The following is a 23,828-nucleotide window of genomic DNA, read 5'->3' on the forward strand; positions in this document are numbered from 1 at the left end:
CCAATGGCAAAGAAAAAAACACGATGGTTTATCATACTGAGCATTGCCTTTATCGTATTCGTCATCGTCAGCGCGTCTCTCTGGTTTGTTACATCCCGGGGTGCCGACACCATCCTTGTTTCTACACAGCCCGTTCAGAAGCGAACAATTGTGCAAACGGTAAATGCCATCGGAAACCTGCAACCTGAGTTCATGGTAAAAATCTCGTCCGAAGCCAGTGGCGAGATTATTTACCTTGGCGCTCGTGACGGTGATACCGTTCAGAAGGGACAGTTGCTGGTTCGGATTCAGCCCGACCTGGTACAAACTCAGATGGCTCAGTCCGTTGCCGCAGCCGATGCATCCCGCCTCTCAATAACGATTGCAAAGGCCGAAATGGACCGTACTGATGCTGAATTTAAACGTATTAACGAACTTTATAAAAAAGACTATGCAACACAGGAAGAGCTGGACAGAGCTAAGGCTGCGTACGAGCAGGCTCACGGACGCTATACCCAGGCTCAGAGCACCTATGCCCAGGCTCGCGCAGCATTACGGCAGACCGAAGCTACTGCAAGCAGAACCACCATCGTTAGCCCTATGGCGGGCGTTGTGACCTACCTTGCCGTTGAAAATGGCGAGAAAGTGGTAGGTACGGCTCAAATGCAGGGAACCGAAATCATGCGGATTGCAAACCTGAACATCATGAATGCATGGGTGGACGTGGATGAAAACGATGTTGCCATGCTCTCTGTTGGCGATACCGCCAGGATTACCGTTGATGCCCTGCCCGACACATCATTTACCGGCATTGTGTACGAGATCAGTCACTCACCTCGAGCTACGGCACAAGGCACCCAGAATGAAGTCATTAACTTTCAGGTCCGCATCCGAATTCAGAATCCCGATAAACGGATGCGTCCCGGCATGAGCGTTAGTGTTGATATTGAAACCGAAACCCGGCACAACGTCCCGGCAGTTCCAATTCAGGCAATCACGATTCAGCAGCCCAAGCAGGACAATGGAAGTTCTGATGACTGGCGCGTTTCTGACCGAAACCAGAAATCCCGCAGCAGGCAGAACGAACCCCAGAGCATCGTCTGGGTATCCAATGGTACCTCGGTACGGTCACGGCCTATCCACACCGGCATCAGTGACCACGGATATATTCAGGTACTCTCGGGTCTGAAACTGGGCGAACACGTTGTTACCAGCCCCTTTGCTGCAGTAACAAAGCTGCTGAGTGACGGAAGCAAAATCAAGGTTGAAGCACCGGAGCAGCGAAAGGCAAGATTCGACAAACTGCGCAAAGGCACACAGGAATGATCATCGCCATTGAGCATGTCTCGAAAGTGTACGCCATGGGCGAGGAAGACGTTCACGCCCTGAACGATGTTTCCTTAACTATTAACGATAATGAGTTTCTTGCCATCATGGGTCCCAGCGGCTCCGGCAAGAGCACCCTCATGAATATGCTCGGATGCCTTGATACCCCATCATCGGGTACCTACCTCTTTAAGGGTAAAGACGTTCGCGCAATGTCTGACAGCGAACTGGCCGAGGTACGAAACCGCGAAATCGGCTTTGTTTTTCAAACCTTCAACCTCCTGCCCCGGTCAACAGCATTGCAGAATGTGGAACTCCCTCTGGTGTATGCGGGCGTAAAAGCGTCAGAACGGCGTCGTCGGGCCACTGAAGCTCTAAACCAGGTAGGCCTGGCCGACAGGGTTGACCACAAACCCAACGAATTGAGCGGCGGACAACGCCAGCGCGTGGCCATTGCCCGTGCCTTAGTTACCAAGCCTGCCATCATCCTTGCCGATGAACCAACAGGCAACCTGGATAGTAAAACAGGTGATGATATTATGGCAATGTTTAAAGCCGTGTGGCAGGCCGGGAATACCGTTATTCTGGTTACTCACGAAGAAGAAGTAGCCAGACATGCCAAACGAATTATCCGGCTTCGCGACGGAAGAATAGAGAGCGATGATGCTACGCCTGAGTGAGCTGACAGAATCGTTCAGAATTTCCGTTACCGCTCTCCGGCAAAACCTGATGCGGTCAGTTCTCACAACCGGAGGTGTTGTGGTTGGCGTGTTACTTGTTGTGGTCATGGGTTGGACGTTAAAGGGGCTTGACTCGGTATGGGAACAAACCATTGGTATTCTTGGCAGGGACATGCTCTACATTGACAAATGGCATTGGGGGGGTGGCGGGAACTGGCGAACAATGGAAGCGCGGAAAAACATCACATACGAACAGGCCTTACGCATGCAGGAGCGCATGGAAAGTGCCGAATATACAATCCCGGTAATTCAGCGTTGGGGCGGAAGTATTAGCTTTCGCAACAAACAGGTGATGTGCAGCGTGCAGGGTACAACAGCGGATTATGGTAACACTCCGGCGGGAGCCACCGAGATGGGACGCTGGTTTAGCGGTATTGAAAATCAGCACGGTGCGCGAGTTACTGTGATCGGGCATGGTATTGCAAAAACTCTGTTTCCTGAACGGGATGCTCTTGGCAAAGTCATTAAAATTAATGGTCACCCGTTTACGATTATTGGGGTTGTGGAGCGGCGCGGTTTTGTTTTCATGGACTTTATCGACAATCAGGTTTTTATTCCAATTGGAACATTTCAGACAACCTATGGCTTTTTTGGGAAAAGCTTTTCTGTTGCCGTCAAAGCCGGGAACGAGAAACTGATGGATATTGTGCGTGACGAAGCACGCGGCCACATGCGTTCAATCAGGAATGTTCCTCCGGGAAGCGAGGATGATTTTAGTATCAACGAAATGGAGGCGTTCGATCAGCAGGTAGCCTCCATACGGTATTCAATCTGGGCAGTTGGTATCGGGTTAACGGTTCTGGCCTTTGTTGTTGGCTCGATTGGCATCATGAACATCATGTACGTTAGCGTAACCGAGCGCACCCGCGAGATTGGTATCCGGAAAGCACTTGGAGCCCGCCGGTCCAGTCTGCTCGTCCAGTTTCTGATCGAGAGCTCGGCACTCTGCGTGATCGGAGCGGTTATTGCCCTGCCAATCGCCCAGATCTTAGTGGGAACAACATACTGGGTTGCGCACTCGATCTTTAATCTGGAGTGGCTTAGTGCCGTAAGCCCCTTTATCCAATTTGATCTACTACTCATCGCCATTGGTGTTTCGGTAGTTGTTGGCCTTATGGCCGGTTTACTGCCGGCAGTACGTGCTTCACGATTAGATCCGGTCGAGGCTCTGCGATATGAATAACATTCTGCAGGGACGGATGCGATGAACCTTCGGGAATCAGTGGCAATGGCACTGGACGCCGTCCGTGCCAATAAACTACGGTCAAGTTTAACCCTCCTTTCTGTTGGGATCGGCGTGTTTGCCATCATCGCGTCAGTGGGTATCACCTCTACACTCTCTGCCTCGCTTAGTACACAGCTTGCAGACCTTGGGGAACACAGCTTCCTTATCCAACGAACGCCGTCGTTTCAGTTTCATGGCAACTGGCGCAAGTACATGAAACGAAAGCCAATCACTGTAGAGCTTGCTCGACAGTTTCGGCAAAGGATGACGCTGACACCGCTGATTACCGTTAGCAACACATCACCGGGATACACAATTAAGCGTGGACTTGAGTCAACAAATCCCGACGTTTCGCTTATCGGCATTGACCACATGTATTTTGCTGTGAACAGCGCGTTGATTGCTTCGGGACGCTCCTTTGTGGAGCAGGACGTTGTTCTTGGTTCGCGCAATGCTATTATTGGTTATGATGTGGCCAACCTGCTGTTCCCGAACGAAGATCCGCTTGGCAAGGTTATTACTGTGAGAAACCAGAGGTTCACAGTTGTAGGCATTCTGGAACGGAAGGGCGGGGTTTTAGGACAAAGCCAGGATAACCGGGTACTGATTCCGATTAGTGTTTTTGTTAAGTATTATACCTCTGAGTGGGACACCAGTGTTGACATCAGCGTTAAGGCAGTGTCGGCCATTGCCCTTGAGCCAACGGTTGACGAAGCCATTGGAGTGATGCGTTTACTTCGGCGTGTAAGGCCGGGTGAAGAAAACAACTTTGAACTGGACACCAACGAAGCATTAACCTCGCAGTTCAGTAACCTAAGCTCTGCCATCCTTGTTGTGGCCTGGATCAGTGGTCTGGGTGCACTGCTTGCCGCTGGCATCGGCATTATGAACATGATGCTGGTAAGCGTAAAGGAACGTACTCGTGAAATTGGCGTACGTAAAGCTCTTGGTGCCCGACGGTCCTGGATTGTCCGCCAATTCCTCATTGAAAGCATCACGCTGTGTCAGCTTGGTGGTTTCACCGGCATCATCGGAGGTCTGGGTATCACCGCCGTCACAGCCCTGATCCTGCAATCTGCCGGAATGCCATCACTGAGCATCGTATGGCCATGGCAAACCGTTATCTTCAGCGTGATCGCCTGTACAGCCATCGGTATGGTGTTTGGCTTGTATCCGGCGTGGCAGGCTGCGCGGCTTGACCCTATCGAAGCGCTTCGCTATGAGTAGTTGCGGGCAGTGGCTTGCCAACAAGGTAATTTCGATGATCAATACCGTCCAGGACGTGAATTCCCGCAGTAACATCGTGCGTTGAGAGCAGACGCCCCATACCATCATAAACAAACACCCGGCAGGGAGACCACTCGCTGCTTACATCTACCACAGCCCCTTTCACAGAATACCCCAGAACAGTAAACCGCCGATTGCAGGGAAGGGGCTTTACAGCAACTGAAACCGGAATATCAGTTTCGCAGGCTCCGATACTGGGCGGGACGCCAAATGGTTTGCCACCATAATCAACGGTGAGGCCTTCAACACGCCGGCCGGCACCCACAACCGGTGACTGCGGTAGCGGACACATCCCCTGCAGCATCGGATCAGCACCGGCACGACTGTTGGTTTCGGTAAACGGAAGGCCAACCGTTGGAAGCACTGTTACAGAGGATCCGTTATACCACACATTATGTGACACAACGAATGTTTCAGGGGCTGTATTCGGACCAATATTAACCAATGTTGATAGATTCTGGTCATAAATAATGATATTATTGCAAAACATGTTGTTGCCACACGGCACAAAGCGAGTCTCATCAACCGTTTCCTGCAGTATCCGGAATGCCCACTTTTGCGGCTGTTGAATCAGGTTGTTCACCACCCGCACCCGTGTGCACCCAACAAAGCCAACCGGCGCAGTACTGCCGGTAAAAACATTAGCGGCAACCAGGATATCGGCAGCCTCGAACCGTGCATCGGGCGGACGGAAGTACGCAAGACTCGTATTGCCACCCAGGTTAATTGAGCGATGTCCGCAGTCAGTAAACGAATTTCCTGCTATCAGCAGATATTGTGTTCCACCTTTTGCCTGAATGGCATTACTGCCCATATTTCGGAACGTATTCTTTGTGATCACCCCGTGATGGCAGCCAACAAAATCAATACCACTGCCGCCCGGACTTCCGTCCGTAAACGTACAATTCTCAATCCTGAATTCATCCACGCCACTCATTTTAAGCATATCATTGTTGCCCGTAGCGGCCATCTCACGGAACGTAACATTCCGAATGACAAAGCCCCGTACAGGTGAATCATACTCTCCGCCATCGTCGATATTCATTCCATTACCGGTCTGCCGCTCAACCGTAAAGTTTTCGATAATAAGATGTCCGCACCGTGAAAAGTGCAGTGACTCCGTACCGCCGCGGAAAATCACGCCCGATGTGCTTTCACCACGAAAAACAATTGGCATCGCCTCGGTACCCAGCACATTGCTGATATAAAACGTGCCCTCGTACACAGCATCGTGTATCAGCACCGTGTCACCCGCCACAGCGGCCGCAGCTGCCAGGTTAGGCGTTTCGAACTCAAAGCCTGGTCCTGTATGCAGTGTAGCCGCATAGGAGCACAGGAAACTCAAGGGTAGCAGGAAAAAAGCACGGTTAACCATAGCGCAAATTACTGCTATTACGGTACCTTTGCACGGCCGTATTACAAAGTGAGGTTTGGTAACCCCATGTATGCACACCTGATCACGCCCGAAATCGAAGAGCTGGTTCGTGCGCGGGATTTTGTAACCATTCGTGAAGTTCTTGCCGACTGGGCACCTGTTGACGTGGCGGAACTCATTGCTGATCTGCAAAACGAAGCGCGCGCCATCGTATTTGCATCGCTGCCAAAGGATGTGGCAAGCGAAACATTCTCCTATTGCGATTTCGATACCCAGCAGGACCTGCTGCATGAGCTTGCACGCGAGAAGGTGGCCGAAATTCTGAACGACATGAATCCGGATGACCGGACCCAGTTTTTTGAAGAGCTGCCTGCCAATGTTGTGCAAGAGCTCATTAATACCCTGTCACCCGAGGAGCGGAGCGTAGCCCTTGCACTGCTGAACTGGCCCGAAAACTCGGTTGGCCGACTGATGACGCCCGACTACGTTATTGTAAAAAAACATTGGACTGTTCAGCAGGCTTTGGAGCATATCAGGCAGTATGGCAAGGATTCCGAGACACTGAACTACCTGTACGTAACAGAACACGGAACGCTGGTAGATGATATCCATATCCGCGAGCTGCTTCTGTCTGACCCGGCGGCTCTTGTTAGCACCATGATGGACTACAAGGCAGAATCACTGCACGCTACCGACGATCAGGATACAGCCGTGGCTATGTTTAGGAGGCTCGACAGGTTTGCTCTACCGGTTGTTGATGCTGACCGCAAGCTGTTAGGGATTGTAACGATTGACGACGTGTTAGACGTTGCCGAAGAACAGGCCACCGAAGAGATGCAACGTTTCGGTGGTTCGGCTGCACTGCATGAACCATATATGGAAGCTACCATCCGCGACCTATTCCGCAAACGTGCAATCTGGCTTGTGGTATTGTTTCTTGGGGGTATCGTTACGGCTACGGCTCTAACCTACTTTGAACGCATTATCGACAGTGCCGTTATCCTGGCCATCCTTTTGCCGATGATCATCAGTAACGGTGGCAACAGCGGTTCCCAGGCTGCCACCCTGATCGTACGTGCCCTGGCACTTGGCGAGGTTACGCTTAGTGACTGGTGGACGATTGTCCGGCGAGAATTTATCGTCGGCCTAATGCTTGGCTTTATGTTAGGAGTACTTGGCTTTGCACGAATTGTAATCTGGGCCGCTTTAGACGGGACGTTTGGAATTGTAAGCATCCTGCTTGGCTTTGTTGTTTTCCTCTCATTAGTAGCAATCGTTACTGCCGGTGCCGTTACCGGCTCCGTGCTCCCTCTGGTGATGAAATGGCTGGGCTTTGATCCGGCAGCATCCAGCGCACCGTTTATTGCAACGTTTAGTGATGTGGTGGGGACAATTATCTATTTTACAATTGCAACAATGCTGCTGGCCGGCGTGCTGCTGTAACACCCACCGATATGTGGTTACCCTGCAAGGGTATAGGTTAATGCCGATAATGCATACGCCAGAACAAACGTAATTGCAAAAGCAAGTGCCGGCCACTTCCAGGTAGCCGTTTCGCGGCGCATCACAATGATGGTACTGATACACTGCAAGGCATACACGTAATACACCAACAGGCTTAGTCCGGTTGCCAGCGAGAACTTCTCCGGAAGAATTGACCGCAATGACGAGTCGGTATCGGCAACATCGGCCGCATACATCTGCCCCATCGTGCTTACAAACGTCTCTCGTGCACCGTAGCTGGTTAGCACGCCAATCGTGATCCGCCAGTCAAATCCCAGAGGCTCAAAGAATGGCTGTATTGCCTTGCCGATATCGGCTGCGTACGACTGCTCCAGCTGAATATGCTGCGCCTGTACCTCAGATGTCCCCTCCGGTATGGTGGCCTGCGGCAACTGCGTAAAAATCCAGAGCACGACCGAAAACCCCATGATGACCGTGAATGTTGCAACCACGAAATCACGGGCGCGGCTAAAGAGAACCGCACCGATGTTCTTCAGTGACGGCAGCCGATATTCCGGAAATTCAATCATAAACGGTACAACCGATCCCCGCAGTGCTGTCCGCTTTAACACCAGGGCAATCAGCAAACCACTGATTGCACCAAGTACGTACAATCCTGCCAGTACTGTTCCCTGCAACGAGAACACACCCGCAATCGTTGTGTTTGGTATCACTGCAGCGATGATCAGAACATATACCGGCAATCGGGCAGAGCACGTCATTAACGGTGCCGCCATAATGGTGGCTATGCGGTCGCGGTATGACGGGATGACGCGGGCAGCCATAATCCCGGGGATGGCACAGGCAAACGACCCAAGGAGCGGGATAAAGGACCGTCCCTGAAGACCGAAAACACCCATCGCCCTGTCAACCAGGAATGCGCCTCTGGCCAGATAACCGCTCTCTTCAAGAATTGTTATCAATAAATTTAATATCAAGATTTGAGGCAGGAACACCATAAGCGAGCCAACACCTCCGATAATACCGTTTGACAGGAAGGACGCCAGCAGCGGATGCATATCCATGGTCCCTACCCACGTCTGCAGCCAGCCGAATGTATTCTCTACAAGCTCCATCAGTGGCTCGGCCCAGGCAAAGATGCTCTGGAAGAAGAAATACATCACGGAAATAAACACCAGAGTACCCCACACCGGATGCAGCAGAATTTTATCCAGCCATCGTGTAAGAGCCCGCTCTGCTGCCGGCTTCACAAAGCGTGATACCAGGCCCTGTGCCCATTTCAACCGTGATTCCACAGAATCACCGATATCGGGTGCACGCGGAATACGCAGTGGTTGTGCCAGAGCATGTTTTACATCCTGAATACCAAGCCCCTTTGACCCCACCACTGGAATGATGGTAACGCCAAGCTCATGTCCCATTCCAATATCATCTATCATTCCCCCGCCGGCTTTAAGCGCATCAACCATGGTAAGACAGCATAGAACAGGAATGTTCAGCGAAGCAAGAGCGGCATAGAGAGCCAAACATTTCTCAAGATCAACAGAACTGATTACCAGCAGAACAGCGTCAGGCCGGGGTATGCTGTGATGCTTACCCTGAAGGGTTTCAATGGTAAGCCGTTCATCTTCCGATGCAGGATGTAACGAATATACACCGGGAAGGTCAATAAGGATAATACTTCCTCCCGGGGTTACAACCGTGCCAACCATTGGTTCAACAGTCACACCCGGAAAGTTGCCAACTCGCTGCCGAAGCCCGGTAAGCGCATTAAAGAGCGTACTCTTGCCTACGTTTGGCGTACCAACCAGAGCAACAGTTTTACCTGACGTCATTAGTGTACACTACCCTGCAACGGTTCAGGGTTCTCGGCAACCGGTTCAACAACAACATGAACCGATCCAAGGCGAATCCCTATTTTGCGGGTGGCAAGCTGAATTTCAAGCGGGCCGCCAAAGGGATGTCGGCGCAGAACAATTAACTCGGCACCAAGTACGACGCCAAGTTCGCGAATTCGCTGGGCTTGTACATCGGTCCCGGATACGGTAACAACCTTGTACATGCGTCCGGTTTGTGCCATCTGAAGCGGTATTGTCATGGTAGTCTTGAAGTGGTTGAGCAAAATTACTAATCTAAAACGTTGTATACAGACTTTGTTCAAATAAGACTAAAATTTCATTTTAAAAGACGGTTTATGTACGTGGAGCACCATTATGCGTGAGATTGCAGTTTTTTACAACGAATTCGAGGCGGAGTTTGCCGCCGGATATCTGCGTGACCATGATGTGCAGGTAGAGTTGGTTGACCGGAACGTTGGCGGATCACTGGTGGCTTTTGGGGTTGCAGCGGGCGGTATCAAGTTGTTTGTTCCCGACCACCAAATCCCCTACGCAGAGGAGTTATTACAGGAATTACAAAGACCTGATAATGGTGACGGTTCTCAGGGGGCTCAGGATAACGGTGGGTTAGATGAATGTGCCTCCGTACCGGTTGAATGTATCGGCGGGCTCCTGTGCTAAAGTCAATTTTCATCGATTTTAACGCATACTTTGCGTCGGTAGAGCAGCAGCTTCAGCCGCAGCTGCGGGGCAAGCCCATTGCCATTGTACCGGTAAAGGCGCTAACAACGTTTGCCCTTGCTGCCAGTTACGAAGCCAAGGCATACGGCGTTACAACCGGCACACGCATCGGAGACGCACTTGTCAGATGTCCGCAGCTGATTCTTGTCCAGGCCCGCCACACCGAATACATCAGGATGCACCATGCCCTGGTGGACTGTGTTAATACGGTGATACCGGTAAAACGGGTAATGAGCATTGACGAGATGGTGTGCGACCTGATGGGTGGGCAGCGCGAGCCCGACCAGGCGAGGCGTTTGGCCAATCACATCAAAGAAACGATTCACACTACGGTGGGTGTGGCACTGAACTGCAGTATTGGTATCGGACCAAACGACTACCTGGCAAAAACAGCGTCGGATATGCAAAAGCCCAATGGCCTTGTTGTGATCGAGCAGCACCAGCTACCCGAGATATTGTATTCACTAAACCTCAATGATCTGGTAGGAATCGGAAAACAAATGCTTGTGCGTTTGCACCGACATAGCATTTACACTGTTGAACAGCTGTTTGCCGCCTCCGAAAAAAAGCTGCGCACGGTGTGGGGCGGAATTGAAGGCGAGCGTATGTATGCACGAATCCGCGGTGCCAACGTTCCGCTGGCTGCAACCCACAAAAGCAGTATCTCGCACGAACATGTTTTGGAACCGTCACTTCGCACTGTTGCAGGTGCTTCGGGCGTTATTCACCGGCTCCTGCAAAAGGCAGCTACACGGTTGCGCTCCTACGCAATGGTCACCGCCCAGGTTACAATCACGATTAAACATACTACCGGCGTTAAATGGAAGAAGCGCACGCATATTGCACCAACCAACGATTCGCTGCACCTTACACAACTGATGAGCGATATACTTGGTGAGTGGACTGCCAGTTATACCCAGGTACCGATGAAAGTATCCGTTGAGTTAACAAAACTTAGCATCGCCGATTCGGTTCCAATTCCGCTGTTCAATACCAACGGACCGGCGCGCACCAAACTCAATGAGTCACTCGACCATCTGAACAGCAAGTTCGGGAAGAACACGATCTACGTTGGTTCGGCATGGAATGGTCTGGAGGGCTCATCTACGCATATTGCGTTTAACCATATCCCACAACAGGATGATGCCGACGGCACTGAGCGGTAGCCGGAATTGGTTACTGAGCGGCAAACCACACCCGGTGCAGCATGAGTTTATCCATTGCGTTATTTGCATAGTCACGTACATACGGTTGCAAAAAACGGTAGTCTTCATCGTGCATAATCAGCAGCATCGGCGCATTATTAATTGCAACCTGCTCCGCCTGCCGGTACAGGTCCATGCGTTGCTCACGGTTCTGGGTTACCAGAGCCTGTTCGTAAATCCTGTCGAACTCACTGTTCACAAACCGGGTAGAGTTAATTGGACTGATCCCTGTTCCCTTTGGAACAAGTTTCCCATAGAACAGATTGAGGAAGGTTTCCGGATCAGGGAAATCTGCCACCCAACCCAGCCGGAAGAAGGATGCCTGCCCTTGATCAATTTTTTTAAGATGCTGCGCAAACTCAACTTGTTCAAGATGGACGGTGATATTCAGATTTTCCTTCAGCATACTTTGAATTGCTTCTGCAATCTGAACGTTCCTGCCTCCGCCGGAGTTTAACTGCAGAGTAATCGGCCCAAGCCCCTTCCCGTTCGGATACCCGGCTTCGGCAAGCAGCTCCCGGGCAGCCGCCGGGTTAAAGCTGTAGCCCTGTACCTTTTTATACGGATACCCGGGCATTGAGCTGGGTACCAAACCATGCTCAGCGGGTCCGGCGGCCTGACCATGCAGAACGTACTTAATAATACGCCTTCTGTCCACAGCCATGTTCAGCGCCTTCCGAATACGAACATCCTTAAACAGCGGATCAGTTGTTAAAAATCCATAATACTGCGTACTCATTGCCGGCGTATGCAGAAGCGTGAACCTTGAGTATCTGCCTTTGGGACGCTTATTCTCGTCAACCACATCGGCAAAAAACTCATTCGGTATCCTATACGATTCCTCCAGGTTGCCTGCTGCGAACTCCAGAAGCTGCAGCTTATCATCCTTCATGAACGAGAACCGCACTTCGTCCAGAAACGGCAGCCGGTTTCCGGCTTCATCGGTATCCCAGTAGTAGGGATTGCGCCGAAGAACCAACTGTCTGTCGGGTTCCCACCGAACAAACATGAATGGTCCGGTACCAACGGGGTTTTTGAAGAAGTCCTTGCCATAGTATTCAACGGCTTCCCGGGGATGAATGGCCATGCTGGAAAGAGCAAGGTAGTTCTCAAAGGGGGCTATGGCACGGGTGAGGGTAATCGTAAAGGTACTGTCATCAACTGCCGCAAAGCCACGCACTCCGGGCAGTGCCGGCTCTGTTCCGGTATCATGACCTTTTACGGTAGCGTTAAAATACTCTGTCGCCCCGAGGACTTTATCCCGGAAGTAGTCAAAATTTTTAGTACCGGTGCGTATATCGCAAACGCGATTCAGGGAGTATTCCACATCATGCGCTGTTAGCATGCGCCCCTTCCCGTCCGGGAAGCACGGATTATCGTGGAAACGGGCATTAGTCCGCAGGTGGTAGGTGTAGGTGCATCCGTCGGCGCTCACGCTCCACGAGGTAGCCAGCTCAGGGACAAGTTCAAGTCTGGAATTCAGTCCCACCAGCTTGTCATAGATGTTGGATGCAACGTGACTGCTGGTAACATCGTTAATCAGCACCGGGTCCAGCGAGCTCATTTCGCCAACTTCATTCAGCCGGTACACGCCCCCGTACTGTTTTCCTCCGGCGGCAGGACGGAAGGTGCCAATCATGCTTCCCTGCTTTGTGCAGGCAGAAAAGCCGAGTGCTGTGCACACTCCGGCAAGTACGACTGCAACTCTAATTAGGCCGCGTTTCACTGGTTACCGCACCGGAGTTTCAATTTCAATCTGAACCGTCCGTGAATAGGAGCGTCCTTCAGGAGTGTTGTTATCGTACAGCAGTCTGTCGGACCCCACGGGCTGGATGGTTACCCGGCTGTCAGGCAACCCAAGAACGCGCTGGGCCTCAAGACAGCGTTTCCGGGCCAGTGTCCGGTTATATTCACTGTTGCCCTGCCTGTCTGCAAATCCAAGGATACTCACCTTACTTTCCGGCTGGATTCTGCTTCGTACTCTATCCATAACACGCTGATTCTCGGCACTCAGTTGTGCTGAATTAAACTCGAATACAATCAGTGAATACCGCTCAATGAGTTTACCGCCTTCCTGCCGTGCCTTCATCAGCTGGATGTTGATATAATCCACACCAATGGTATCGGCAACAGAACGCTGCTGACCAATCTCGTTGCTTACCGTAAGCTGTGCAACCAATGGTTGAACGCTTTTGGGAAGGACGCCATCGGCGGCCTTCCATTCAATGCCCGAGGGCTTTCCGGAACCGGTTCCTTCGGCAAGTTTCGACGTACCTTGCTTAAGGCTTGCACTCCATGAGGCGATGTCCTGTCCGCCAGCCACAACCGGTTTTACTGTTAGTGCATTTGGTGTAATGATCAAATCCTTGTCTTTAAACTCAACCGGTTCAAGGATCACAGGATCGTTTGACGAGATTTCGACCCGGCGGTTTTCGGACTGTCCGTCAGGCGTTAACGGGTTTGCCGGGCTTGCCGGAAGGAGTCTGGCAGAAACTTTTATCCGTGACGGATCGATTTTAAACGATTCTACAAAGTAATTTTTTATAGCTTCTGCGCGCTTCTGTGCCAGATCGCGGTCATTTTTCTCAACGTCAACGTTGTCCACACAGCCAACCAGCGATAGTGTGGCTGCCGGCGTTCGCAACATTCTGTAACCGATCACATTGAGCAGGTTGCGGTACACGTCGATCTGGTTACGGGTCAGATCCATCGGCCGAAACTCCACAGCCTGATCGTGTTCGAACAAAATCTGTGCAGTGCTGTCAATGCTGGCTACACCGGTGGGAAAGAATACCTGCGGCAGCAAGGGATAATTCTCGATGACTTCAAGTTCTTCAACCCGGATTGTATCTACCGGATGTACGGTTCCGGTGGAATCAACCGTCTCGAACTTTAGTGTCAGCTCTGGAGTAAACGGACGTGGTGTTTCACGAACGTACGATTCACGTTTATGGGTGGTAATAAACCGGTCATCGGCAACATCGTTAATACTGTCCTCAAACATGGTTGACGCCAGATACACCTGGTCAGAACGCAAATTTGGCTTTTCAACAATTGTTGTATCCCGGAAAACAACAGTATCCCGAATAATGCGAGGTTCTTTGGGTGCGTATATCCCGTATCGAAGCGAAACACCCAGTTGGAATGAATTCACAGCCCAGTTCACAGAGCTGACCTTGGTTAACGGCATGTAGTACCGCACTTCGGGCGACATCGAGAATCGCGATTTGGTGAGCAACTCGTATCCTAATCCAAGGACGGCATGAAACTGGGTTGACTGCAGATCCGGAATCTCGCCGGCAGCTTCGTTACGGATTGTACTGCCATCCAGGAAGGTATAGCCTTCGGGCGTAAACAGAGTTTCCCGCTGATCGAACGAGTTGCTCAGTATCAGACCCGGGCGAAGTCCTGCATGAAGCCAGAAAAAATCAAAAACGCGGTATGCTGCCGTTGCCTCAAATGCCGCCATCGGCATTGATGCATTCAGCACGTGTTCAACCTCGACATCGGTACGCTGCTCCGTGGGTATCGGCCCATCGGCGAGTACCGGTTCATTACCAATTGCCTGTTGCCGTTTTAATGTTCCGCTCATGTTGGTATATGCCAGGCGCACCTGCACCCGAAGATCCCGAAGAACCGGAATTTCTGCCAGCGCGGAAAATACAGGCATCAGTGAGGTTGCATCCTTATACTCAGAACAGCACGAGGGGAAGCCCGGCAGTGCACCGAAGGAGGCACTGTGAAGATTGATACCAAGCGCGGCGTTTGCGCCGATAAAGTACTGCAGGTACAGCGTTTTTCCGGTTGACTGATCTATCAGGGTTTCCTGTGCCGATCCAACCTGGGGAAGAGATGCCAGTACAATACAACAAAGCAGAACAGCGCGAAAACGGAACATATAATTGGCAATATTCATTTTATTGGTCATTAGTGCATTACCACTGCTGGTACAATGCGCACCCGTGATGGGGTTGTAAGCCTGAGCGCATACATTCCCGAAGCTCGCTGCTGAACGTTAAACTGAACAACGCGCGCTGCATCACCAATGGTGTGCACAAACGTTATGCGGTCAACAACAACTCCCTGCGGATTAACCAGCTCAAGGATATGAAGCCCCTTCTCGTACACCTCAACATCCACCAACAGGTTGTCGGCAGCCGGACTCGGATACGGATTAACCTTAAACTGGCCGGCTTTCTTTATCAATCGCGGACCACCTTCCCGGCAAATGTCAAGTCGCAGCCAGCCGTCCTTCTTCCGTGTAGTATAGGTTGAACTCGTTGCCGAAAGTTCGGCAAACAGAACATGGAGTTCGGTACTGTCGGTACTGCCAAGGGTTGCCTGACCAAGCAGTTCGGTGATGACAGATTCCTGATCTGTTACGGTTACCTGCGGCAGGAGAATTTCCAGTTCAGTGACTCCGCCGATACTTTCGTTGCGAAGAATGGTTCCGATACTCACCCGCTGAACAACCATGACCGATGTAGAATACCGTAGCACCATCCTGCCTTCGGCAGTGACTGATGAAGCAGCACCGGCTACAATCTGGGCTCCTACTGGAATAACCAGTTTATCTTCAGCGGGAGACACCGTCAGTGTTGGCATTCGTACTTCGATCTCCACGTTTAGCCGGCCACGACCGGAAACGGCAACTGCCTTCCGGTCGGCACAAGGCTGATCGATATCAATATAGATCGTGTCAACGTACGCGATGTTATCTGTTGGACTAAATGTTACCGCAAGGTCCAGTCGCTCGCCAGGCTGCAGTAAATATGGCATCGCGGGTCCGCTTATCGTGATAACGCCTCCAGACTCACCCTTCAGACTAATTGCTTTGATGGTGACGGGTAAGGCTCCGGTATTAATAAAGGTTACGGTTTGAGTGCTGGACTGCTGAACGTCCACAAAACCAAACACAACCGGACCGGGCGTGTTGGGAATCGACGTAGCCCGTACACCCGAGAGTGTGCACACAAACGGGGTAGGCTGATTGTTGAGTCGAACGCGTATGGTCACGTCGGCAAACTTGGCTCCATCGGTGCCCCCGCGGGGATCGAATTGAACTACCACTTTTACAATCTCACCGGGCTGCATTGTTGTTCCGGTAACAGCGGCGGGATTGAGTATCGTAAACAAAGGAGCATCCGGACCGGTAATACCGGCTGAAATCAGATCTGCGGGGACATTGCTGGTATTCGTAATCAGAATGGTATCTGTTTTTACCATGCACTCAGCAAGGGCGCCAAAGTCAATCGTGTTGGTAATCCCCACTGACGCATTCTCGGCCGTCCACCGTACAAGCACCGGAAACGAATCGGCACAGGGCTGTCCTGAAATGAACCAAAGCGTATCGACGGCCGACATTTCAAATAGCGGTGATACGGTAATGGTAACAACCTGCATGTCTCCGTTGGCCAGCGTAAACGGTGCAGGAGTAGCCGAGACCACCGTACTTCGTGAACTAACAATCTGGTCGATGGTAACGGAGCTGCCGGTAGTATTGGTGTACTGAACCGGAATCGTAACAGTATTGCCGACGGCAACAAGACCGGCATCGATGTACTTATTTCCTGCAAGGTCAAGGTAGGCAAGAGTGCCACTCAGGGGAACGTCGATTTGTGTAGCATTAAAGGCTGTTGTACGCACACTAAGAATTGCACTTCGCGGTATGGTAGGATCGGCAACAGGACGAAATGCGATCTCGTACAGGGCAGTACCGCCGGGTGGCAGGATTGTATCCTTGGGCTGACGTAAGATGGTAAAATCAGCCTGATTGGTTCCGTTAATAAAGGCAGGATACAGAAGATTAACGTCAATACCTCCGGTGTTTCTGATCAGTACCTGCTCAACGGCTGATTGGCACGTGCGGGTAGGCGGGTAAACAACAAAACCAGGGTCGGCAATAACCTGGGCCGCCTGCGACTGCCCTGCCAGCAAAATGATGACGGAGTCACTGCAGCTACGTCCGCCCAATGTGGTTGTATTGGAACTCATGAGTTTTACCGTAGCCTGGTGGCTTCCACCTGCTATCGGTGCGTACTCAAACAACAGGTCAACAACCCCGCCCGGTTTAATGATACCTGGTAGAGCTGGTGTAGCTGAAACAAGCCGGAACGGTGCCGGAACGGCCGGTATGGCGCCAACGTCAAGATCGCTGGAACCGTCATTACGAAGCTGAAGCAGTAATTGCTTTGCCGAACCTGTGGGAACAATACCGAACTGCCCTGTTCCAAGTAGGGTAAAACCGGGTGCAACACCTTCAAAACGGATCCAGACGGTATCAGGCTCGTCACAGCCATCGATGTTTAACAGTGTAGCTACCACGCCCGGACCAACCCGCTTGGCTACAATCGTAAAGTTCAGGTTCCTGAATCCGCCAACATCAATCGTGAAGGGCAGATTAGCGCTTACCTCTACAAGGCTACGGTTGGAGCTCACAAACGATAGCGGGGTAACCGGATCAAGGCCAATGTTCTCAAGGATGATTTGCTCCGACAACACTGAGTTAACACATAACGGCCCTACGTTAACAGTATCAACCTTGCTCCCACGATAGCGGTACGATAGCTTAATTGGACGCACATCAGAAACATACTCAACAATCCAGGGGTTGCGAAGCGACGATGTATCAGTATTTACGAGTTCAAGCTTTTCGGACTGCAGACCAGACATGGTGGCCGGCGGACGGAACTCGATGACGTACACCTTACTGTCATTACTCTGAATTGAGTCGGGGAACGCGGTTGGTGAAACTACACTGTAGCCGGTAGGATTTCCAATGAACCTGGCTGTTGTGATTTCAAGGGGGCTTTCACCCAGATTGGTTACAACAATGGTATCCCGAACAACCTCACCTTCGCAACGATAAACGCCAAGGTCTCTCTTTTTGTCGGTCTTGATAATGGGTGGTCCCTTTAGGCGAATGATATTCCATGCACTCTGCGAGAACACCATGGAAGGTTCTGCCGTAAACTGATCCTGTACGGGTGACGGTATGATAAGCCCAAATGCAATGTAGTACACCGTGTCGGTTCCGGGCAGCCTGGTAGAGAACCGCCAGCTGCCACTGGAGCCTGTTGGCGCATAGTTGCTGATGGTATCGTATGCTGTCCAGCTTCCGTTCTCGGGTTTAATAAAAACACAGACATCCTGTCCGCTTGCATTCCCAATGATGCTCACATCCCGCAGCGACACCGTAATGGTATCGGATAAAATTCCAATTTCGGTTGTTGCTGACGTCTTCAGCCAGAAGTCATACCGAATACGTCCCGGGGCACCTCTCAGATACGGAGAACGGTCCTGACCAACAGCCTGGGCGGCTGACGAGCCTACACCAACGTTATCAAGGCGTGATCCCAGAATTACGCCACCGCCTGAACCGCCACCACCCGGAATATCGAGTAACGAAGCAACTGAACCATTGGCAAAGACATCAAAATTGCCAAGCTGGCTTGCATGAATCGAGATGGCACCGCCACCGCCACCGCCGGCAGAGCCCTTGCCGGCAACACCCGAAGGATTACCGGATGCGCCGCCAGAGCCCCCTGCCAAAGGAACAAGCATCGTGTTGCCAACCTTTCGGCCCTTGTTATTCAGGCCGGGCGATGACAATCCGTCGGTAGCATTACCTGCCGATGCTCCGGGCTGACCTTCCCTGCCACCGCTTCCACCCCCGGCACCACCGGTGGGATTACATTGATCTTTATTATCACAACCTCTGCCACTCTCACCAAAGGGATGGCCGGTGCCGCCACCACTGTTTTCGTATGCCGATGTTAGGTCGCCCCCGGGGTTCCCATTGAGTGATGCACTACCAAACTGTCCACCAGGGGGGAGATCCTGACCGCTGCCAATACCGGGCTTTCGACGTGAGTTGCTGCCAATGGTGGCGTTTTCGCCGCCGGGACCGCCGCCTGTATAACCGTTTCCGCCGTTCGACCCGCCACTACTGGCGATTGGTGCGTTAAATACCGATCCTCCACCGCCTCCACCACCGGGACCACCGTTGGATCCGTAGCCACTTGCATTAATGATACAGCCATTCTGTGCTATCAATCGTCCAACGCTCATCAGAACAAAGGGCAAATACCCTTGGTTGCCGGGGGTACCCGGATCGGTATCATTGGTTGAAATCTTATACTCGGCGCCGGAAAGGTACATCGAGTCAATGATCATTGCGCCGCGTCGTGATCTTCGGCCTAACGATCCTTCACCAAAAACAATATCCGAGCTGGTCCGCTTATCACCAATCGGTGTTGGTCTTACAATGTAGAAGGTATCAGCATCACTTGTCTGGCCACCAACTTCAACAACCAGCGGTATCTTGAACTGCGGTTGCAGCTGCGTCCAGTCATGACTGTTTGGGATAACCGTTGGGACAACAAACACGGTCGTGCTAATCATCCGTCCGTTCCAGCTTACCACACACGGTCCAATTTTAACGATCGCAGTATCGGCCGGGCGGGCACAACGCACCCGCACATTGTCACCAGGATTGTTCAGCGAAAATCCGTCCGAACCAAAGTTATTGTTGGCGTTATGAGGTCCGATAATCTCGATATAGGTTGCATACCGGGTTGTTCCGATATCCGGCAACAGGTACGAAATCACAGGCTTGGCAACAGTCTGTCCCGGCATCACCATTCCTAACACACACACAATGGCTGCCAGGATTTTAGGTACACCCCCTACAAGGTTGGATTGATACTTCATACGCCAGTGTTGCCTTTGCTAATTCTGCACAAAAAGTCCGACTGCACACGGTTGGTTCCGAGACGCTGATTCATCTTCATTGTTCTCGTCGCTCCGGAAACACGTTCCGCAACACCAGGGCATCGTTGTCTGATACACCCTGGAATGGCCGAGTGCTTGTTCCTGCCTAACAAAACGGACAAACCTTTGGAACACTCCAAACTCTGTGCCATTTTCATCCTTAGGCGTTGCTCCAGTGGAGTTAGAAATCGTTGTTTGCATGGAGTAGCCGGAGACCCGCTGGAAATCATGTGCAAAAATACAGAGTAGTGCCGGCATGGTTCTGAGAATACCGGATGATTCCGGTTTTCTGAAAGGATTTTTCTCCGGACACGAAATGGTAGGCGGTACTCAATTATCGGGAAATGATGTCTAAGTTACCGTTATGGAATACGAACTCGATGCACTGATGGATGACTATGTAACGGCTCTTTCGTCGGAGAGAGCTCTGAGCAGTCACACCATCACGGCGTACCACACGGCCCTTCAGCAGTTCAGGGTGTTCCTGCTTGAAACGTACGATACCATTCCGGCACCGGCAGACCTAACGGTTGCCGAACTGCGTCCGTTCCTTGGTTGGTTACATGATAAGGGGCTTAGCCGACGTTCAATCAAGCAAAAGTTTGCTGCATTGCGTTCGTTTTTTTCATGGTTAGTGCGCATTGATGTTGTACCAATGAACCCAACGCGGGGTATTACATCACCAAAACTCGATAAGAAATTGCCATCGTTTCTCCAGCATACCGAGGCCGTAACGCTAGCCGGTGTGTTTGACCTGACAACCGAAGCAGGTGCGCGCGATCACGCCTTGTGTGAGCTGTTGTATGGCAGCGGACTGCGTATCAGCGAGGCTCTGCAGCTTAATGTGGCTGATATCAACGAGCAGCAAAAAACCGTCCGCGTCATGGGCAAGCGTTCAAAGCAGCGCATTGTCCCGGTGACCGATGCTGCAATTGCAGCGATCCATACCTATCTGGCATTCCGGACCGGTGTTGCCGGTAGTGGTCATCGTAATGCAGGCATGCCCCAGCCCCTTTTCCTTGGAACAAAGGGAGGTCGGCTCACACCAGCAGGAGCATGGCGAATTGTAAACAAGGCACTGGGGCCGATTACGGAATCACAACGGAAGAGTCCTCACGTGCTCCGCCACAGTTTTGCCACCCATCTTCTGGATAACGGGGCCGACCTTTCGGCGGTGAGCGAGATGCTCGGTCACAGCTCGCTGAGCACCACACAGGTATATACCCATGTGAGTATCGAACGGCTTAAGGATGCCTACAAAAAGGCGCATCCCCGAAGCGAAACGGACTCCGAATAGCTGCTAACGGTGCAGATGTCCCCGGTACCGTAATGACCAAAATTGCACAACGGTGTCGGCCAATAACGGTAAAGTTCGGTATTTTCCCGTAATGATACGGTTTGCTGTTATCGGTGCCGGGCACCTTGGATCAATTCATATCTCACTCTTACCAACGCATAACAACGTTCAGGTTGCCTGTGTTGTTGACCCCGATGAACAGCGCGGTCGTGCAGTTGCGGAAGGCGTCGGAGCCGTATGGGTGCCGCGGGTTGACGCCATGCCTGCAGTTGATGCAGTGGTGATTGCTGCGCCAACCACCTACCATCATGAACTTGCCACACACTGCTTGTTGAGGGGTATTCACACCTTTATCGAAAAACCGGTAACAGCAACGTATGCCCAGGCAACCGAGCTGATGAATCTTGCCGCACAGAGTGGATGCATTGTTCAGGTTGGCCACATCGAGCGGTTTAATCCTGCATTAACGGCACTTGCAGATTTTGCGCTGAAGCCACTCTTTATCGAAGGACATCGGTTGAGTACGTTCAAACCCAGAGCAATCGACGTTAGTGTGGTACAGGACCTGATGATCCACGATATTGACCTGCTGTTGTGGATGACGAAGTCAACGGTCACCGATATCCAGGCTACCGGGGTGGCAGTATTAACCCAAACACCCGATATTGCCAATGCCCGCCTCACGTTTCAGAACGGCTGTGTTGCCAACCTTACGGCGTCACGCATCAGTGCCAAACCAATGCGAAAGCTGAGACTATTCCAGAACGAAAGCTACATCAGCATTGACCTGGCTCAGAGTACCGCCGAGATGTTCAGACTGATTGATCAGTCTGATCTGAATCCAGGACGACAAGTCTCGCTTGGTAACATCACAACGCAGTTCGGCAATAAAGTGATTGTTCTGGAAACACCTGCCGTGCAGCCGGCCAATGCCATTGCACAGGAACAGGCATCGTTCTTGCGCAGTATCACAACCAACGGCAGCTCTGCCGTTACTGTTGAAGAAGCTGCTGAAGCCGTTCGCATAGCAGAGCAAATTGAAGCTGCCATGGCTGCAACGGTACCCCACATATCATAAATTTGCTTAGCGATTAACTTGACGCTCCATCGATTCACTTTTCTTTTACTCGTTTCCGTTACAATCATCCTTTCCGGGCTAGCGAATCCCGCACCCATACGTGCCCAAACCGAGGCTGCCGATTTTTCACGTATTGGTTGTGCAGGGTTTCTTACCAGCACAGTATCCGATTACCAGTGCGTTGGCATCAACCCCGCGAATCTTGGTGTTGTGCCTCAGCCGGAAACGTTTAAGATGTCGGACCCTCTTACCTACGGCATTTTTCGCAAGAAGCGCAACTGGTCGTTTGGTCTTATTGAAGGCGGAGTCAGCCTTCACAGCGACGCTCTAAACCGAAGCGGTGTACTGGATATGCTAACACAAACCTCGAGTGGTACATTTTCGGATAGTGACAAGGTACAGGCGGCTCGTAACTTTGCTAACCGTGGTATCCGGTTTTCCGCTGAGTTAATCACACTTGGTGCAGCATATCAAAGCAACTCATGGGGCGGGCTTGCAGTAACTGTTCGGGAGCGGATCTCCGGCACCTTCCGTTTTAACACGGAAGCCGCACAACTTGTATTTGAGGGACGCAATTTTTCGTATTTCGACAGCGTGGGTGTAACCTATAATGGCGACACTGTGGGGTACAGCACCAACCCACGGTATTTTTCTGACTTGTTTAACGGAACGCAGCTCTCTCTGGTGTGGTATCGCGAACTCGGACTCTCGTACGGCGTTGAACTGGTACACCTGAGCCAACTATCGATCTATGCCGGAATTGGTGCAAAGTATCTCCTGGGCTACGCCCTGATGGATGCCCGCGTTGTTAATGGCAACCTGCATGCACAGAGTGCCTTAAGCCCCGTGTTTGGCGTCAACTACGGTAAGGCTTCCAGCAACTCGCTGATACCGGGCAATGAATTTATCCCCGTTGGCACAGGCTACAGTGTAGACATCGGCATCACCATGCGGTACAAAAACATTGCGTGGAGCGCCAGTGTTGTTGACGTAGGAATGATGGTCTGGGACGGCAATGTTTTTATGGCTCAGGACACCATACTCAACGGTTTGATAAGTACCGGCTTCAGCAGCTATAACATTTTTCAGGAGGCACCCAAGATTACCGGTGACGGGAACTACTTTAAGTGGGTTGGCGCAGCTTCAACCAAGAGCACAATACCCGCACGGGTACGGATTGGCACATCGTACACCCACAACGTACACTGGACGTTCGGCTTTGACGCTGTGTTCCCGGTCACTGATGCCGCCGGTTCACTCGGTGAGCCCATTGTGAGCATCGGTGCCGACTGGCGCCCCACCGTATGGCTTAAATGCGGAACAGGTTTTGGAGCAGGGGGGAACATGGGCTCGTTTATTCCGGCTAGCGTCCTCTTCTCGGTGTTCGACGGTATGTGGGAACTGGGGATTGCCTCACGGGACCTGATAACACTGATCACAACTAATCGTCCGATTATCAGTATGGTTGTAGGAGCAGTACGCCTACGTTTGTAAGTGTATT

The 23,828-nt window shown here is 51.7% G+C and carries 16 protein-coding genes; 10 read left to right on the forward strand and 6 right to left on the reverse strand.

Features of this window, described 5'->3' with window-relative positions:
- Positions 1-3: 3 nt before the first annotated feature.
- Genes HRU79_02755 through HRU79_02770 form a run of 4 tightly spaced genes read left to right on the forward strand, consistent with a single transcriptional unit; the run spans position 4 to position 4,497 of the window.
- The gene (locus HRU79_02755; protein ID QOJ25623.1) at positions 4-1,305 is read left to right on the forward strand and encodes an efflux RND transporter periplasmic adaptor subunit; all 1,302 of its coding nucleotides are present in this window, start codon (positions 4-6) and stop codon (positions 1,303-1,305) included.
- Positions 1,305-1,985: an ABC transporter ATP-binding protein gene (locus HRU79_02760; GenBank protein ID QOJ27250.1), complete on the forward strand. Its 681-nt coding sequence runs from the start codon at positions 1,305-1,307 to the stop codon at positions 1,983-1,985. Before HRU79_02755 ends, HRU79_02760 begins: the two co-directional genes overlap by 1 nt.
- The gene (locus HRU79_02765; GenBank protein QOJ25624.1) at positions 1,966-3,228 is read left to right on the forward strand and encodes an ABC transporter permease; all 1,263 of its coding nucleotides are present in this window, start codon (positions 1,966-1,968) and stop codon (positions 3,226-3,228) included. The genes HRU79_02760 and HRU79_02765 overlap by 20 nt, the downstream gene beginning before the upstream one ends.
- A 21-nt stretch (positions 3,229-3,249) precedes the next feature.
- Complete coding sequence (locus HRU79_02770) at positions 3,250-4,497, forward strand: ABC transporter permease (GenBank protein ID QOJ25625.1); 1,248 nt, start codon at positions 3,250-3,252, stop codon at positions 4,495-4,497.
- Here the strand turns inward: HRU79_02770 and HRU79_02775 are convergent.
- Positions 4,472-5,932 (reverse strand): right-handed parallel beta-helix repeat-containing protein, encoded by a 1,461-nt coding sequence (locus HRU79_02775; GenBank protein QOJ25626.1) that lies wholly within the window; start codon positions 5,930-5,932, stop codon positions 4,472-4,474. The two genes, HRU79_02770 and HRU79_02775, sit on opposite strands and share 26 nt — an antisense overlap.
- A gap of 66 nt (positions 5,933-5,998) precedes the next feature.
- Between HRU79_02775 and mgtE the strand changes: the two genes are divergently transcribed.
- A complete protein-coding gene (gene mgtE / locus HRU79_02780; protein QOJ25627.1) occupies positions 5,999-7,375 on the forward strand; it encodes a magnesium transporter in 1,377 nt (458 codons plus the stop codon).
- 17 nt (positions 7,376-7,392) lie between these two features.
- Here the strand turns inward: mgtE and HRU79_02785 are convergent, their stop codons facing one another.
- Together HRU79_02785 and HRU79_02790 are read right to left on the reverse strand one after the other, a co-directional pair.
- Positions 7,393-9,231 carry a ferrous iron transporter B gene (locus tag HRU79_02785; GenBank protein ID QOJ25628.1) on the reverse strand — a complete coding sequence of 613 codons (1,839 nt, stop codon included), beginning with the start codon at positions 9,229-9,231 and terminating at the stop codon, positions 7,393-7,395.
- Positions 9,231-9,494 carry a ferrous iron transport protein A gene (locus HRU79_02790; protein QOJ25629.1) on the reverse strand — a complete coding sequence of 88 codons (264 nt, stop codon included), beginning with the start codon at positions 9,492-9,494 and terminating at the stop codon, positions 9,231-9,233. Before HRU79_02790 ends, HRU79_02785 begins: the two co-directional genes overlap by 1 nt.
- 115 nt (positions 9,495-9,609) lie before the next feature.
- Here HRU79_02790 and HRU79_02795 point away from each other — a divergent pair, with 115 nt between their 5' ends.
- Both HRU79_02795 and HRU79_02800 read left to right on the forward strand, forming a co-directional pair.
- Positions 9,610-9,915 carry a DUF2007 domain-containing protein gene (locus tag HRU79_02795; GenBank protein QOJ25630.1) on the forward strand — a complete coding sequence of 102 codons (306 nt, stop codon included), beginning with the start codon at positions 9,610-9,612 and terminating at the stop codon, positions 9,913-9,915.
- Positions 9,909-11,141, forward strand: a complete 1,233-nt coding sequence (locus HRU79_02800) for a DNA polymerase (protein ID QOJ25631.1) — start codon at positions 9,909-9,911, stop codon at positions 11,139-11,141. Before HRU79_02795 ends, HRU79_02800 begins: the two co-directional genes overlap by 7 nt.
- A 10-nt stretch (positions 11,142-11,151) precedes the next feature.
- Here HRU79_02800 and HRU79_02805 read toward each other — a convergent pair whose 3' ends face one another.
- The 3 genes from HRU79_02805 to HRU79_02815 are packed head-to-tail and all read right to left on the reverse strand — an operon-like array spanning position 11,152 to position 19,892.
- On the reverse strand, positions 11,152-12,906 hold the full coding sequence (locus HRU79_02805) for an ABC transporter substrate-binding protein (protein QOJ25632.1): 1,755 nt from the start codon (positions 12,904-12,906) through the stop codon (positions 11,152-11,154).
- Positions 12,907-12,909: 3 nt separating this feature from the next.
- Entirely contained in the window at positions 12,910-15,108 is a 2,199-nt protein-coding gene (locus HRU79_02810) for an OmpA family protein (protein ID QOJ25633.1), read from the reverse strand.
- Complete coding sequence (locus HRU79_02815) at positions 15,108-19,892, reverse strand: choice-of-anchor D domain-containing protein (protein QOJ25634.1); 4,785 nt, start codon at positions 19,890-19,892, stop codon at positions 15,108-15,110. Before HRU79_02815 ends, HRU79_02810 begins: the two co-directional genes overlap by 1 nt.
- A 424-nt stretch (positions 19,893-20,316) precedes the next feature.
- Between HRU79_02815 and HRU79_02820 the strand changes: the two genes are divergently transcribed.
- From HRU79_02820 to HRU79_02830, 3 genes are all read left to right on the forward strand, one after another.
- Positions 20,317-21,249, forward strand: coding sequence for a tyrosine-type recombinase/integrase (locus tag HRU79_02820; GenBank protein ID QOJ25635.1), 933 nt, complete (start codon positions 20,317-20,319; stop codon positions 21,247-21,249).
- Positions 21,250-21,340: 91 nt separating this feature from the next.
- Positions 21,341-22,327: a Gfo/Idh/MocA family oxidoreductase gene (locus HRU79_02825; GenBank protein ID QOJ25636.1), complete on the forward strand. Its 987-nt coding sequence runs from the start codon at positions 21,341-21,343 to the stop codon at positions 22,325-22,327.
- An 18-nt stretch (positions 22,328-22,345) separates the two neighbouring features.
- Positions 22,346-23,821 carry a hypothetical protein gene (locus HRU79_02830; protein QOJ25637.1) on the forward strand — a complete coding sequence of 492 codons (1,476 nt, stop codon included), beginning with the start codon at positions 22,346-22,348 and terminating at the stop codon, positions 23,819-23,821.
- The last annotated feature ends 7 nt before the right edge of the window (positions 23,822-23,828 follow it).

The sequence above is a fragment of the Ignavibacteria bacterium genome, assembly GCA_015709655.1.
Lineage (GTDB): Bacteria > Bacteroidota > Ignavibacteria > Kapaibacteriales > Kapaibacteriaceae > OLB6.

Coding starts and splice junctions, on each gene's coding strand:
- mgtE (QOJ25627.1), top strand. CDS start 5,999: ATGTATGCACACCTGATCACGCCCGAAATCGAAGAGCTGGTTCGTGCG.
- HRU79_02815 (QOJ25634.1), bottom strand. CDS start 19,892: ATGAAGTATCAATCCAACCTTGTAGGGGGTGTACCTAAAATCCTGGCA.
- HRU79_02810 (QOJ25633.1), bottom strand. CDS start 15,108: ATGACCAATAAAATGAATATTGCCAATTATATGTTCCGTTTTCGCGCT.
- HRU79_02775 (QOJ25626.1), bottom strand. CDS start 5,932: ATGGTTAACCGTGCTTTTTTCCTGCTACCCTTGAGTTTCCTGTGCTCC.
- HRU79_02755 (QOJ25623.1), top strand. CDS start 4: ATGGCAAAGAAAAAAACACGATGGTTTATCATACTGAGCATTGCCTTT.
- HRU79_02765 (QOJ25624.1), top strand. CDS start 1,966: ATGATGCTACGCCTGAGTGAGCTGACAGAATCGTTCAGAATTTCCGTT.
- HRU79_02785 (QOJ25628.1), bottom strand. CDS start 9,231: ATGACGTCAGGTAAAACTGTTGCTCTGGTTGGTACGCCAAACGTAGGC.
- HRU79_02770 (QOJ25625.1), top strand. CDS start 3,250: ATGAACCTTCGGGAATCAGTGGCAATGGCACTGGACGCCGTCCGTGCC.
- HRU79_02795 (QOJ25630.1), top strand. CDS start 9,610: ATGCGTGAGATTGCAGTTTTTTACAACGAATTCGAGGCGGAGTTTGCC.
- HRU79_02790 (QOJ25629.1), bottom strand. CDS start 9,494: ATGACAATACCGCTTCAGATGGCACAAACCGGACGCATGTACAAGGTT.
- HRU79_02825 (QOJ25636.1), top strand. CDS start 21,341: ATGATACGGTTTGCTGTTATCGGTGCCGGGCACCTTGGATCAATTCAT.
- HRU79_02820 (QOJ25635.1), top strand. CDS start 20,317: ATGGAATACGAACTCGATGCACTGATGGATGACTATGTAACGGCTCTT.